Raw genomic sequence first — 15000 nt, forward strand, 5'->3', positions numbered from 1 at the left:
GAACCTGCTACGGGTTCGCGGATGCCATCGATGTCTACTGGAGGTGCAGCGATGAAGGCAATGATGAAACAGGTGGTTGCGGTGAGCAATGTTGGGATCATCAATACGCCGAACCAGCCGATGTATAGGCGGTTTTCGGTAGAAGTGATCCAGTTGCAGAACCGTTCCCAAACGTTGGCGCTAGAGCTACGTTGAATGGTTGTGGTCATTGTTGGATAATTGCGATGATTTATTTTTCTAGGTTCAGGGCGGTTTGTTTGCCCGCTTAAATATACATTAAGCCATTTGTTTCGATTTGTAAAGTATTTGTTGCTATTGATTTTGATTGTTTAATTTTATGGTAGATATCAGAACCACTTATAGAAGGCAGGGGGGCAGTTTTGAGTTTTGAGTTAAAGAGTCCCCTTGTCCTCCTCTCCTGCCTCATTTCCACCGTGCTGCACTGGGAACAGTTTCCTTTCTTGCACCTTCTAAAGTAGGCTGAAACTTCATACAGGAGAGAGTTTGCCGCACATTCAAAGCCAGAAAGCGATCGACCGGAATATAAATACGACAAATCGGGCGTTGAGCATCTTGGTAAGTTCTTTGAAATCCCAGAACTCGCTTCAATTCTCCAGAAATGGGATTGATTGCCACACTATATAAATCGCAGAGGTTAGGAAAATCTGCTTGCACCTTTAGTAAAGTTCTTTGTAAATCTTCCACAAAATCACAAATAGTTTCATACTCCATATATGGATTATCGATTAACAAAGATCTCAGAAAGGCGGAACTGCAATCTACATCTCCGGGAACTGCCATTTTAAAAGGTTCATTTTGCATATCGGAAGTAAAGAAGCGAGTTTTTCCGGGAGGGAGAAAGAAATTCGCCTCTGATTCCTTTGCCGTTGGGTAAATAATCGAAATTCCTACAGGATGAAGGTTATCACTCCGTCGCAACACGCGCATTCCAGTAGGATATTGCTTTGCCCAATCGCGTAATACTTGGGTAATTTGATGAGGAGTTGCAGTTGCGTCTTTTGCGGTTTGCACATAATGGCGATCGATCAAATTAGCAACCGGAACTGCATCAGTTCTCGGATTAAAATCATCCACGATCAATTGCAGTGGTGCTGCTGGTTGTGGCGGATCGAGCAGTTCTGACCAAGGCATAATTTGAATGCAAGTGGTATTACCATCAAATTGTTTTTCAATTAAACCGAGTGCTGCTAATTGATCGATCATCATTCCCGCAGCTCGATCGCCACCCCGGTCTTTTTCACTATAAAATAGTTCCGCTGCTTCCCTGTGAGTACAAGCTACCCATCCTTGCGGCAATTCTAATTTTGTCAAAGGTGGCACTAAGCGGCGACCTGATTCTTGCAACTGTTTCACTAATAAGTATGCCCACAAGCGAACAAAATACTCAGCCCTTCGCTTGGTAAGTCCACCCCCCCGCTTCACCAACATAGAAACATAGTTACGCTGTTGCTCGATCGGAAACCACTTTTCTAGGTATTCTGGGGTCATAGTAGTAAAGTGAATCAGGTAGTTTTTACAGAAGCACCCTAAAGGGTGAGGTTTTTCCCGACTACTAAGCCGAGAATTTCTACAGAAGCAATAAGATTGGCTACAAATGCCAGGAAACCATATCCCGAAGCAGGGCTAATAACAGCTTTCAGTTTTTGCTTTAAGACCAGTAAAAGCTGATGTCGGCTATTTTGGGGTTTTTTGGCTCTATCCGCTTTCAGTTTAACAGAAAAACTTCACCCTACTTCAGGTTGATTCACCTGATTGGAGCCGCTACGATATGACTTCTCCAGACTGGTGATATCAACAGCTTACTCATTGCACCTTCACTTTTAGCCAAGTGAGAATGAGCTCATAGCGACAGAGGAAGCAATTATGAAGGCTCATTCACTGACTGTTAATCTAGAAACATCTACTGCTGTTCCAGAGAAATCAGAAATTGATACTATAACAAACGTATTGTTTAATTCTCCTTGGATGGCTTTAGCTGAGTCATTAAGAGAAGGTGTCATGGTGATTTCACGCCATGTTAAACCTATATATATGAATCAACAAGCTAAGGAAATTAATCAAAAATTGTCGGTTGGCGATCGCCATTTAAGCATTTTACCTTTAGAAATTTCCGAAATTTGCTATCGATTAATTAAACAGGGTACAAGTGAGCAACAAACGATCGTTACTGAATGTTTAACCGCCCAACAGCAAACGATTCGGATTCGCGCCAGTTGGGTAAACTTAGGTGTTGCCGATCCTAATTTACCTGGAAGCGAAAATCAGTACATTCTGATTTTCTTAGAAAATCGCCATCAAATTCTGCAAGAAGATTTACAATTCGAGCAGCAAAAGTATCAATTAACCGATCGGGAAATCGAAATCTGGTCGCTGCTACGTCAAGAATACAGCTATCAAGAGATTGCTGAAAAGCTGCATATCAGTTTAAACACCGTCAAAACTCACGTCAAAAACATCTATGCCAAAAAACGTTGGCACCAATTAAAAGATAGCGATGAGGTGTAAGTGTTTTTGCTAATTGTAGGAAAGACGAGTCTTGCCACTCTTGGAAGTTTAGCTAAAATTAATTAGCTATCAATCATTAGTTCAGAATTAATTTATGTCTGCTTCTACTCCCCGCAAAATTACTTACAGTCCTGCTTATACCATCGTCCCTACTTATGAATGTTTTAACCGATGTACTTATTGCAATTTTCGCACAGACCCTGGTAAAAGTCCTTGGTTAACTCTTACTGATGCAGAAATTTTATTAAAGTCCCTGCAAAATACAGGTGTTTGTGAAATATTGATTCTTAGCGGCGAAGTACACCCAAGTTCACCTTTGCGAAAAGCTTGGTTCGATCGCATATATAACCTATGTCAACTAGCACTCTCTTTAGGATTTTTACCTCATACTAATGTTGGGCCATTAACTTTCCCAGAAATGGCACAATTAAAAACTGTAAATGTTTCAATGGGTTTAATGTTAGAACAATTAACACCCAATTTATTAAAGACAGTTCATAAAAACGCACCCAGTAAATTACCCGAATTAAGACTACAACAATTAGAATTTGCCGGAGAGTTAAAGATTCCTTTTACTACTGGTTTGTTGTTGGGTATTGGGGAAAATTCAGCAGATTGGTGGGAGAGTTTAGAAGCGATCGCCAAAATCCACCAACGTTGGGGAAACATTCAAGAAGTAATTCTCCAACCCCACAGTCCCGGAACTCAACAAAGTTGGCAATTCCCTGCTTTTGATATTCATTTGTTACCCGAAATAATTACTAAAGCAAAAGAAATATTACCCACAGAAATTACTATTCAAATTCCCCCGAACTTAGTTCAAACACCCGAATTATTATTAGCTTGTTTAGAAGCAGGTGCAAGAGATTTAGGCGGAATCGGGCCAAAAGATGAAGTGAATCCCGATTATCCTCATCCGCATTATCAGAAATTAACTCAAATTTTGCAACCTGCGGGTTGGGAATTAGTCCCACGTTTGCCAATATATCCGCAGTATGATGATTGGTTATCTGAGGAGTTACAAAATAGTGTTAAACAGTGGCAAAATACTATTAAGGTTGCCTCATCAATTATAATGTAATTAAAGAAGCTGATCGGCAAATATTATGACAGAAAGTTTCATAGAATCCGCAAATGTAGAAAGATTAAAAGAAGCAAAAACTGATTCAGACTTTGATAGTATTCGTCAGACAAAACAATTTCAATTATTAATGAAATAATTCTAGAACTAATTGTTTAGAACGCAGGAAGCTAAATTAGTAACCTCTCCTCTGATTAGTGAAATTAAATCTCAGTAAAGCGGCTTTTTCCCTTACGCTAAGGCTAATTCAGAATCTAAAAACTCATCAATATAGCAATTAGTTAGCATTAAAATTGCAAAGATATATTAAGAAATGGCACGGAACAATGATTAAAAATACTCAAAAAAGGCGATCGCATCTTGTAATCTATAATCTCCTATTTGTATAATTTAGCCTGGATATATTCACAAACACCAAATTTTTGGTAACAGATATTTTATGTGTAGTGAAAAGATTTATAAAGAATTGTTGACAAAGTGCGATCGCACCTTGAAAACCAACCCAGAAAATAGCCAGCTTTGGTATGACAGAGGGGATGCACTCGCCAACTTAGGTCGCTACCAAGAAGCATTAGTCAGTTTCGACAAAGTTACAGAACTACAACCGCAAAACTACGCCGCTTGGATATTTCGGGGCGTAGTACTGATCCATCTTCACCGTTACCAAGAAGCTCTCAACAGTTGTAACCACGCATTAGAAATTAAACCCAACGATAGCGAAGCCTGGACTTTTCGCGGTGCTGCACTATATAATTTAGGCCGCCAACAAGAAGCTTACCTGAGTTACGAAAAAGCTTTAGGGAAAAAAGAACTTTCGCCTTGGCGAGTAAAAGTGTGGAAATTCTTCGACCTCTTCGACAGACACAGTTTCCAATCGTAATAGTTAAAATAGATAAGACCAATTCGCAGCCAGGTTACTGGTTAAGGAAGTCCTATAGAAACGATTTACGGAAACCTTCAGGGTCTAAAATCTAGTCAACTTAAACAGCTAGAACGACTGTATCACCAACGTCTTCCAGGCGATCGCATCACCACGCCAGAATTCGCCCAGCGTTTAGGTGCCATTAGTGCGGAAATTAACCAGCCAATCTGCACCTATATCAACCGTCGGGGACAAGTAATTCGCGTCGGTGTGGGAACACCGAGACAAACGCAAATTCCGCCATTGGAACTACCTCGCTATGGTGCAGAACGACTGAGTGGTATACGTTGCATCGCTACGCAACAAAAAACCGATCCACCCAGCGAAGCCGACTTGACAGCAATGGCAATTCAACGCTTAGATGCTTTAGTCAGTCTCACCTTTAGCGAAGAAGGTTTTGAACGCCGAGGCGGTGGCGCAACAGGTTATATCAAAGAAACCTATTTAGCGCATCTCATTCCTAATACGGGAGAAAAGTCAGAACTCAACGGACAAGCTGCTTGGACAGTTTCTTCACCGATGAGTTTAGACTTGTTAAGCAAACAAGACTTATTGGAATTAGTTGAAAACTTAGAAGCGGAATTCCAAAGAGAATTTGTCGCCCAACAGGTAGACCTCGATCACGATCGCGTTTTAATAGTAGGTTTACAAACAGATAAGGTCAAGCCACAGGAATTTCAAAATATCCTCGATGAATTGGCAAGGTTAGTCAACACCGCAGGCGGAGAAGTTTTGCAAACTATCAAGCAAAAACGTTCCCGTTTGCATCCTCAAACTGTTGTCGGTGAAGGTAAAGTGCAAGAAATTGCTCTTAGTGCTCAAACACTGGGAGCAAACTTAATTGTATTCGATCGCGACCTCTCCCCCGGACAAGTTCGCAACCTGGAAACCCAAATTGGGGTGCGCGTAGTCGATCGCACCGAAGTAATATTAGATATCTTCGCCCAAAGAGCCCAATCTGGAGCCGGAAAATTACAAGTAGAACTCGCCCAATTAGAATATATGTTGCCTCGACTCACAGGTAGAGGACAAGCAATGTCGCGCTTGGGTGGTGGTATTGGAACTCGTGGTCCCGGTGAAACAAAATTAGAAACAGAACGTCGGGCTATTCAACGGCGCATCGCCCGCTTACAACAGGAAGTTAACCAATTACAAGCGCACAGAACAAGACTACGGCAAAATCGTCAGCATAAAGAAGTTCCCTCAGTAGCTTTAGTTGGTTACACTAACGCTGGCAAGTCTACCCTGTTGAATACACTGACTAACGCCCAAGTTTACACTGCTGACCAACTGTTCGCCACCCTCGATCCTACTACCCGACGCTTGATGATTCCCAACGCTGACACTGGGGAACAAATGGCGATCGTCCTCACCGATACAGTAGGATTTATTCACGAACTACCCCCAGCTTTAATGGATGCTTTCCGCGCCACCTTGGAAGAAGTCACCGAAGCAGACGCTTTACTGCATTTAGTAGACCTTTCCCATCCCGCGTGGCAAAGTCAGATTCGTTCTGTCATGGCTATTTTGTCAGAAATGCCTATTACTCCTGGTCCCGCTTTAATCGCTTTTAACAAAATTGATCGAGTGGACAGCGACACCCTCGCCTTAGCGCAAGAAGAGTTTCCCCAAGCAGTGTTTATTTCCGCAAGCGATCGTCTAGGGTTAGAAACACTGCGTCAGCGACTCGCCCTATTAGTTAATTATGCTCTGGTTCATCATTAAACTTATTGCAGAAGTTAGGGTAAAAGGGAAAGGTTAAGGAGTAAAAAGTTTAATTGTTCTTTTAACCTTGTTGAATAAAAATCTTTGCCAACGTGGAAATACGTAGCAAAAGCGATCGAAGCTAAGTAATTTAACCGATGGATTTTCTAAGTCAGGAAAACCCCGCTATGATAACGGGGTTAATTTTTTTGCTGGTTTTTATATAACTAAAATGTTCTATAATACGCAAATTTGCTGAAGGAAAAATATTTTTCTTAGAGCAGTTTAATTATAAATTGTGTAAGTAATATTACTAGAAAATTGTCAGTTTTTATTCTCAGGATTGGCGATCGCGCTTCTATATCCAAATGAATGAGTAAAACCCAACCGTAAAATTACCGATCGTCTAAATCTTTTTGCGTTGTTATTCCCGGACATATTAAAATTATATTAAGCAAAATCTCTTAGACAATTGTCACTATTAGAAAAAACAAATTAGGCAAGCGAAAACTCAATTTTGATCTTGTATGAAGATATCAAGAAGATCGTTAATTACTGTGGACAAAGCTTTACAGAGTTGATTACATTAGATTTGAAAACAGTAAGCTTAGCAGTAAACTGTTAAACAACCCTAAAAAACTTTATTCTTTGAGTCTTTGGTTGGGGCTAACCCCCAAGTAATTAGACAAACTCATCTCGATCATCAGGCGATCGCATCTCCCACACAAATTAGTCTCATAATCAAACTGTTCTAAATTACGGTTATTTGGTTAAATGAAAATGTTGAAACACTTCCCAAAACTAGTTCTCAGTGTATCTGCACTGTCCTTAGTTGCAATCGGACAAATATCTAGAGCAGATGCAGCCTCAGTTACATTCTCTGGCACAGGCACTAACCCAGTCTCAGGTGGTAGTACCAATGCTTTAGGGGCATCAGTTCTCTTTGACGATTTGATCAACCCAGGTAAATTAACTATTACCCTGAAGAATACAGGCCCAGGTGCCAGCGTTCCTTCTGATGTCCTCACCGCATTCTTCTGGGACTATAATGGCACTCCTTTAACCAGCTTATCTTTGTTTTCAGCCATCGCTCCCAAGGTAACTTCCAACAACGGCAATACCATTACAAGCAACGTCGATCTTAAAGCCATCAATGAATGGAAATTGCCAAATACTGGTAATGGTACATCCGATCTTCCTGGCATAACTCAAAACTACGGTATAGGTACTGCTGGCTTGGGTATTTTCCAAGGTGGCGGCGGACAGCAAATGAATTACGGTATTATCAGTGGTTATGATAGTGCAAATCCCGCAGTAAAATCTGGGAATTTTGTTAAAGATTCTGCTACCTTCGTTTTATCAGGTCTCCCCAGTGGTTTCGATCTAGGCAAAATTGGCAACGTTCGCTTCCAATACGGTACAAATCTTTCAGAACCCAGCGTTGCTGCTACTACGGTCAACTATAGTGGCTACACCCCCCCAAAACCACCACCCTCAACAGGCGGCGGTGGCCCGAAGAAGATTCCCGAACCTACCACAACACTTGCGTTAGGTTTAGTTGCTATCAGTGCGCTCAAACTACGTAAAAGCAACTGCGTAGCTCAAGCATAATCAAATATCAGATGGTTGCCATTTAAGCATTTGACCAAGAGAGACTAATTAGTTTTTGGGTTTCTGGTTGAAGTGGGGCTAATAATTAGGGTTGGAAGCATGAGATTGCTTCTAGTCCTAATTTTTTTACGGCGGTATTTGTTATAGTCTAAGTTCTCTGCTGTCGATCGAGCGGAGAGCTTTTTGCTGTATGTTGGATCGATCGCATCCTGAAAGTTATATTTTATCTTCGGGGGAGTCGTCAGTATACTAGATTATAGTAATATTGCTTAACATTTTAAGGATGTTATGGCTGCTAACGTAGAAATTTACACTTGGAGCAGTTGCCCCTTCTGCATTCGTGCTAAAGCTTTGCTGGACAAAAAGGGAGTTGAGTTTACTGAATACTGCATCGATGGAGATGAAGTAGCACGGGGAAAAATGGCTCAACGTGCTAACGGACGACGTTCTTTACCGCAAATTTTCATTAATGACCAGCATATCGGCGGTTGTGATGACCTTCATGCGTTAGATAGAACAGGTAAACTTGACCCACTCCTGGTATAGTCATTAATCGTTGGTTATTGGTTATAAATTACTAATGACCAACGATTAATGACTAATAACTAATCAGAAAACGATGAAATTTGCTTTTATTATTGACCCAATTCAAAGGTTAGACCCTGGTCACGATACCAGCGTAGCGTTAATGGAAGCAGCGCAACAACTGGGTCATGAGGTTTGGATTACGCAAGCTGAAAGTTTAAGTGTAGTTAATGGTCAAGCTTGGGCCCTTTTACAAAGGGTGCAACTGACTCCAGTACAATTAGTAGATGGACGTTGGTTAATTACTCTGCCTTGGTTTGAATTGGGAGAAAGTGTTTTCCAAGCTTTGGAAATTATGGATGCTGTTTTTATGCGGACAGATCCACCTGTAACGATTCCTTATCTTTATGCTACTTATATTCTTGATTACATTAATCCCGAAAAAACTCTGGTGATTAATTCTCCGAGTGGGATTAGGGCGGCTAATGAAAAGATGTATGCGCTTCAGTTTACTGAGGCAATTCCAGAAACAATTGTTACTCCAGATAAAGTAGTAATTCGTCAGTTTGTAGAGGCGAAAGGGGCGGCGGTTCTGAAACCTCTAGGGGGTAAGGCGGGAGAAGGTATTTTATTTTTGGAAGCTGGCGATCGCAATTTCAATTCTCTAATCGAACTGAGCACTTTGCAAGGTCGAGTTCCGGTAATGGTGCAAGAGTATTTACCAGCTGCAAAGGAAGGAGATAAACGGATTATCTTACTTAATGGTGAACCAATTGGGGCTGTAAATCGCGTTCCTACTGGTAAGGAATTTCGCGGTAATATGGCTGTGGGTGGTCAGGCTGTGGCGACGGAAATTAGCGATCGCGAACTCGAAATTTGCGCCCAAGTCGCTCCTGTGTTACAAAAAGATGGTTTAATTTTTGTTGGTCTTGACGTGATTGGTGGCTACCTGACAGAAGTAAATGTTACCAGTCCTACAGGTGTCCGAGAAATCGATCGACTCAGCGGTACTCAACTCGGTTATCAAGTGATTCAATGGATAGAGCAATATGGGAAAAGTAATGCTAAAGTTGGCTTAACTCAATGAGATAACTGCTGAGTTAATTCTCTGGAACTATTAGCCATGACACACAGTGATGATACTGAAGAAATTCGCAATTGGGGAATGTGGGCACATCTCTCTTCCCTAGTTTGGATACCTTTAATGTTTGTTGGCTTAAGTTTTCCTGTTCTCAATATTGTCGGGCCTTTAATTGTCTGGTTGTACAAGCGAAAAGACCACGAGTTTATTGATGAACAGGGAAAAGAGTCGCTCAATTTTCAGCTTTCTTTTACTCTCTATAATTTCATCCTTTCACTGATTCTCATAGTGATAGGAGTAATTATTGGATTAACTTTAATTACCGCACCCGATCAACCAAATAATAATCAAACTGGTGGTACTTTGTTTGGTTTAGGTTTGGTAGGTTTCAGCTTTTTACTAGTCTTAATTTTGGCGATTGCTCAATTGATTTTAGTAATTATGGCTTCTCTAAAAGCCAAAAAAGGTGATTTCTATCGTTATCCTTTAACTATTCGTTTTTTGAGATAAGTTCATGTCTGTAGCATCTGCCCAAAATTCAAAACTTGGTGTCGCCGTTGTCGGAACTGGATTTGGTGAAAAAGTCCATATTCCCGGATTACAAGACAACCCAAATACTGCTGTTGTTGCGGTTTATAATCGCGATTTTGCTAAGGCAAAAACTATCGCATCTAAATATAATATTCCGCATGGTTGTACTTCTATTGAAGAAATTGTCGCTTTGCCGGAAGTACAAGCTGTGAGTATTTCCACGCCGCCATTTTTACATTATGAAATGGCGAGTCAGGTGTTGCAAGCAGGGAAACATTTATTATTAGAGAAACCGACAACTTTGACGGCTATTGAAGCTAGAGAATTATATCACTTGGCGAGAAATCGTGGTGCGATCGCCACAATGGATTTTGAATTTCGGTTTATCCCCGCTTGGATGATGCTATCCGAAATGTTAGCGGCAGATTATGTAGGACAAAAACGATTAATTAAAATAGATTGGTTAGTTTCTAGTCGCGCTGATGCGACGCGCCCTTGGAATTGGTATGCGCGAAAAGATCGAGGTGGTGGCGCATTAGGTGCGGTAGCATCCCACGCTTTTGATTATATTAGTTGGTTATTTGGCCCTGTACGACGCTTATCCGCCAAATTAATTACCACTATACCCACTCGTCCCGACCCAAACACAGGTGAAATGAAACCTGTGGATGCTGATGATGCCTGTATGTTGATGTTAGAGTTGGCAGATGGTACACCTTGCCAAATTTGTATTAGTTCCGTAACTTATCAAGGAAGAGGGCATTGGGTGGAAATTTATGGCGATCGCGGTACCTTAGTTTTAGGTAGCAATAATCAAAAAGATTATGTTCACGGTTTTCGTCTCTTAGCTGCACCCGCAGGAAAAAATCTTTCGGAAGTTGAAATTCCCAACAGATTAGTTTTTCCCAAAAATTATACAGATGGCAGAATTGCACCTTTTATCCGAGTTGTTGATAACTGGGTACAAGGAATTAATATAGGCGCGTCACAGACACCATCTTTAAAAGAAGGAGTTTATTCTCAATTATTGATGGATTTAACTCACAAATCCAATGATACTGGTCTTTGGGTAGAAGTACCTGATTTACAGACATTCTTAGCTAGTAATTAGAAGATTTGCGGCGCAAACCTTTGCTTTTTACCTCATCTTCTAGCTTATTGGCTAAGTTAATCAGAAACTTAACGTTATTAATTGTAACTTCCAAACCTTCCTCACTTACTGGGCAACCATAACGAGGAAAGTTTTCATGGGGATGTTGCCAACGTAACCATAATTTTCCATTGATAACTTTAGTGCTGATTCCCCATCCTTTGTAACGGACAGGAATTTGCTCTAGTTGGCTATCGGAAATTTTGGGAACCCGATTTAATGGTTTTAAGTGTTGTGATTCTTTGGAATCTGTAAAATAGGTAGGCATTTTTGCTTGTTCTTCAATTCAATGATTTTAAATATCCAATAAAACTCCCTGATGGGTAGTGATGCAGCCTGCCCTGAAAAAGTGATGTTATCAGAGAAATAAGGTGAGGGAAAATCCACCTATTTCGTGACTCTCTTGCCAACCTGTGTGTGACAGATGTCACTTTAACTAGATGAAATTTGCAAATTTGCTTTGATTATGTCTCAATTATAGATTGGCTGTTACACACAAAATGTATACAACTTGCTGATAAATTGTAAATAATAGTGTCTTTAATGTGTGTATTTATATTGAGATAAAATTTTTTTTCCAACTAAATAAGACTTAATAATTAGATTATTTTACTCCAGAGATTTTATTAAAGTTTCTCAACTCATCTTAAAATTACTACATAAGTTAAGAGCGATCGGGAAGATAAACTGCTAGGCATTTAAATTTAATATTTAGGCTGATGGGGAGAGGGATTGACGGTTTTTGCCTAACACCAAAAATAGACAATTTAGATGCGCTTTAGCTGATTAATGATTTTAAATTCGGCGAATATTAAAACAACACCATTCTTGTCTGCGCCAGAGAGTAGCGACAATCCAACCTTGTTGTTCTATAACATCAGCCACAGGTTTTGCTTGTTCTAGCAGAATGCCGCTAAGAATGCCCCAACTGGTAGGTTTAACGATCGAGCCCATCTGCGGCAGCAAGTCAATAATTACTTCAGCCAGAATATTGCAGACAATACCATCTACCGGACTATCAATTAATTGTTTTAGGCGATCGACACTTCCCTGTTCGATAATTAAACTTTCCGCACTAACATTATTCAGGGTGCGATTGCTGCGAGCAGAACGTACAGCCAAAGGATCGGTATCCACAGCATAAACTTTTTCGGCACCAAGTAACACCGAGCCTACAGAGAGAATACCAGAGCCACAGCCGACATCTGCCACAACTATATTAGTTTCAGTTTCAGGATCGGTTAAGCGCATTTCCAAAGCTTCTAGGCAAAGCTGAGTGGTAGCATGATTACCCGTACCGAAAGCCACGCCAGGATCGAGGCGAATGACAACTCGATCGGTGTCAGTGGGAACTGGTAGCCAAGCGGGGTTAATCAAAAAGCGATCGCCAATTTCTTGAGGTTGCCAATGTGCTTTCCAGCTACTTGACCAATCTTCCTCATCAATTAAATGCCATTGCATAGTGGGTAATGGCAAACCCAAAACTAGCGCATCTTGACGTAACCACAAAGAAAGCGCCGCTAAATCCAATAATTCAGCTTGTTCTTGCGGTAAGTAACCCCTAACTAAGCAATGATGCCCTTTAAGTTCACTAGCACTTCCCCGACAGCCAAAATTTTCTAATCGCCAGAATATAGTTTCTTCTAAAACTGGATCGCAGAAAATTTGTAGTTCCCACCAACTGTTTGCCATGTTTGAAAAATTACGCGACAGATTAACACCCAGGCATTTAGGAATAGTTTTGCGTTTTGAGTTTTGAGTTTTAAGTTAATTCAAAACTCAAAACTTCAAACTATTCTTCAAATTTAGGACTTACGCAGCTAATTAGAGGTGTAGGGGCGGGTTTAGCTGATAAATTAAGCATTTCACAAATAATACTACTTCAAAACCCGCCCCTACAATCATTGATTTTCGTTATTTGGCGTAAGTACTAAAATTTACAAAGTAACAGTGTAGGCATCACGAATTCCGGGAACTTTGAGAATTTCAGCTAAGACTCCTTCCGGTAAAGGATCGTCGAGACTCAGCACCATTACCGCATCACCGCGAACAATTTTGCGACCTACCTGCATACTGGCAATATTGACATTAAAACTGCCTAGTAAAGAACCGATTTTGCCAATAATTCCTGGCATATCCCGGTGCAGAGTAAATAGCATATGGTGAGTTGGCGGGACATTGATCGGGAACTCATTAATATCTGTAATATGAATTTCCCCATCACCTAACAAAGCGCCTGTAACCGAGTGTTCGCCTAAAGATCCCTTCGCTTCTAAGTGTAAGGAACCAGCATAGTCACGCACTGCGTTATCTCTGGTTTCGATGACGCGAATTCCCCGTTCTTTGGCTTCAATGCCAGCATTGACGTAGTTTACTCGTTCTCGCAGTGCTTGGTAAAGCAAACCTTTCAAAGCCGCGATTACTATAGGTTTACTATCATTAGTTGCCAATTCTCCCTGCAAATGGACATTGAGACTTTCGACTCTTCCTCCGGCAAGTTGACTAACTAAATTGCCTAAAGTTTCCGCCAGCCGCATATAAGGCTTGAGTTTTTCCAAGACATCTGGGTACAAACCGGGGATGTTGACGGCGCTTCGGGCGGGTAATCCTAATAATACATCGCGGATTTGTTCGGCGACATCGATCGCCACATTCACCTGAGCTTCAGCTGTAGAAGCGCCCAAGTGAGGAGTGAGGATCACATCTTTACCCATCTCGCGTAACGGCGACTCACCCAGAGGTTCTTTCTCGAACACATCCAAGGCTGCTCCGGCAATTTTACCTTCTTTGACTGCTTCTGCCAAAGCTGCTTCATCAATGATTCCACCCCTAGCGCAGTTAATAATCCGGGCGGTGGGTTTCATTTTGCCTAAAACTTCAGCATTGATCAAATGGGTAGTTTCAGGAGTTTTGGGTATGTGCAGGGTAATATAATCAGCTTCTCGGAATAGCAAATCCATATCTACCAAACGACAGCCGATTTGTTCAGCACGTTCAGTAGAAATAAATGGGTCATAAGCTAATAGTTTCATGCCCATTGCTTTTGCTACTGCGGCTACGTGAGAGCCTATTTTACCTAAGCCAACAATACCGAGAGTTTTTTTGTAAACTTCTGCGCCAACGAATTTTTTACGTTCCCATTTTCCACTTTTAACTGAGACGTTGGCATCGGGGATCAGACGAGAGAGTGATAGCATTAGTGCGATCGCGTGTTCGGCTGCTGCGATCGTGTTACCTTCTGGGGAGTTAACTACGACAATACCTTGTCTGGTTGCCGCAGGCACATCTACATTATCAACACCAACACCTGCGCGACCAATAATTTTCAGCTCTTTAGCAGCTGCGATTACTTCTTGGGTGACGCGAGTTTCGGAACGGATCATTAGTGCGTCATATTCGGGAATGATCCTCAGCAACTCTTCTGCGGGTAGCCCGGTTTTTACATCAACTTGGGCTACCTGGGATAAGATGTCGATGCCAGCTTGGTCTATTGGATCGGAAACGAGAACCTTTGACATGAGTAGTAAGTGAGTTTAAATAAGAAGGCAGAAGGCAGAAGGCAGAAGGCAGAAGGTTCCTATGGGCTTATAAAAAGCTTTGTCACCTTTTCTAACTGCATAGTTATTGCTACCTTATACTGGGTTGCCACCGTGAAAAATCTTTACAGTAGGTCATTCTAACGGCAAACGACATTACCAAATGAGTTTTGCTAGAAAGTTTTTAGATGAAGGGAACAGGAAAGGGGAGGTGGGGGGAGTAGTTTTGAGTTTTGAATTTTGAGTTTTGAATTGTAGGGGCGGGTTTTGCCTTCATATTGTTTGTAAGTATCAAAAGTTGTTTACTAAACCCGCCCGTACAAAGTCCCCTTG

Annotated in this window: 13 protein-coding genes and 1 pseudogene; 9 read left to right on the forward strand and 5 right to left on the reverse strand. The window is 41.2% G+C overall.

Features of this window, described 5'->3' with window-relative positions; genetic code table 11:
• A pseudogene (locus IQ264_RS26500) lies at positions 1 to 209 on the reverse strand (photosystem II q(b) protein); the annotation flags it as partial.
• Between the two features lie 214 nt (positions 210 to 423).
• Positions 424 to 1509, reverse strand: coding sequence for a hypothetical protein (locus tag IQ264_RS26505; protein WP_193984561.1), 1086 nt, complete (start codon positions 1507 to 1509; stop codon positions 424 to 426).
• Positions 1510 to 1884: 375 nt separating this feature from the next.
• Here IQ264_RS26505 and IQ264_RS26510 point away from each other — a divergent pair, with 375 nt between their 5' ends.
• The 9 genes from IQ264_RS26510 to IQ264_RS26550 all read left to right on the forward strand — a co-directional run bounded on the left by IQ264_RS26510 (position 1885) and on the right by IQ264_RS26550 (position 11092).
• Entirely contained in the window at positions 1885 to 2526 is a 642-nt protein-coding gene (locus IQ264_RS26510; RefSeq protein WP_228061834.1) for a helix-turn-helix transcriptional regulator, read from the forward strand.
• Between the two features lie 94 nt (positions 2527 to 2620).
• Positions 2621 to 3607: a 7,8-didemethyl-8-hydroxy-5-deazariboflavin synthase subunit CofG gene (gene cofG, locus IQ264_RS26515; protein ID WP_193984562.1), complete on the forward strand. Its 987-nt coding sequence runs from the start codon at positions 2621 to 2623 to the stop codon at positions 3605 to 3607.
• 439 nt (positions 3608 to 4046) lie between these two features.
• Positions 4047 to 4487 carry a tetratricopeptide repeat protein gene (locus tag IQ264_RS26520; RefSeq protein WP_193984564.1) on the forward strand — a complete coding sequence of 147 codons (441 nt, stop codon included), beginning with the start codon at positions 4047 to 4049 and terminating at the stop codon, positions 4485 to 4487.
• 252 nt (positions 4488 to 4739) lie between these two features.
• Positions 4740 to 6254 carry a GTPase HflX gene (hflX, locus tag IQ264_RS26525; RefSeq protein ID WP_322744812.1) on the forward strand — a complete coding sequence of 505 codons (1515 nt, stop codon included), beginning with the start codon at positions 4740 to 4742 and terminating at the stop codon, positions 6252 to 6254.
• 759 nt (positions 6255 to 7013) lie between these two features.
• A complete protein-coding gene (locus IQ264_RS26530; RefSeq protein WP_228061835.1) occupies positions 7014 to 7844 on the forward strand; it encodes an XDD4 family exosortase-dependent surface protein in 831 nt (276 codons plus the stop codon).
• Positions 7845 to 8132: 288 nt separating this feature from the next.
• On the forward strand, positions 8133 to 8390 hold the full coding sequence (grxC, locus tag IQ264_RS26535; protein ID WP_193984568.1) for a glutaredoxin 3: 258 nt from the start codon (positions 8133 to 8135) through the stop codon (positions 8388 to 8390).
• A gap of 73 nt (positions 8391 to 8463) precedes the next feature.
• Positions 8464 to 9456 (forward strand): glutathione synthase, encoded by a 993-nt coding sequence (gene gshB, locus IQ264_RS26540; RefSeq protein ID WP_193984570.1) that lies wholly within the window; start codon positions 8464 to 8466, stop codon positions 9454 to 9456.
• A 36-nt stretch (positions 9457 to 9492) separates the two neighbouring features.
• The gene (locus tag IQ264_RS26545; RefSeq protein WP_228061836.1) at positions 9493 to 9960 is read left to right on the forward strand and encodes a DUF4870 domain-containing protein; all 468 of its coding nucleotides are present in this window, start codon (positions 9493 to 9495) and stop codon (positions 9958 to 9960) included.
• Positions 9961 to 9964: 4 nt separating this feature from the next.
• Entirely contained in the window at positions 9965 to 11092 is a 1128-nt protein-coding gene (locus tag IQ264_RS26550; RefSeq protein WP_193984572.1) for a Gfo/Idh/MocA family protein, read from the forward strand.
• Here IQ264_RS26550 and IQ264_RS26555 read toward each other — a convergent pair.
• The 3 genes from IQ264_RS26555 to serA all read right to left on the reverse strand — a co-directional run bounded on the left by IQ264_RS26555 (position 11082) and on the right by serA (position 14649).
• Positions 11082 to 11399 carry a hypothetical protein gene (locus IQ264_RS26555; RefSeq protein ID WP_228061837.1) on the reverse strand — a complete coding sequence of 106 codons (318 nt, stop codon included), beginning with the start codon at positions 11397 to 11399 and terminating at the stop codon, positions 11082 to 11084. The two genes, IQ264_RS26550 and IQ264_RS26555, sit on opposite strands and share 11 nt — an antisense overlap.
• A gap of 527 nt (positions 11400 to 11926) precedes the next feature.
• Positions 11927 to 12823 carry a 50S ribosomal protein L11 methyltransferase gene (gene prmA / locus IQ264_RS26560; RefSeq protein WP_193984574.1) on the reverse strand — a complete coding sequence of 299 codons (897 nt, stop codon included), beginning with the start codon at positions 12821 to 12823 and terminating at the stop codon, positions 11927 to 11929.
• A gap of 245 nt (positions 12824 to 13068) precedes the next feature.
• Entirely contained in the window at positions 13069 to 14649 is a 1581-nt protein-coding gene (serA, locus tag IQ264_RS26565; protein WP_193984576.1) for a phosphoglycerate dehydrogenase, read from the reverse strand.
• Positions 14650 to 15000: the final 351 nt, after the last annotated feature.

The sequence above is a fragment of the [Phormidium] sp. LEGE 05292 genome (assembly GCF_015207735.1).
Taxonomy (GTDB): Bacteria; Cyanobacteriota; Cyanobacteriia; order Cyanobacteriales; family Aerosakkonemataceae; genus Floridanema.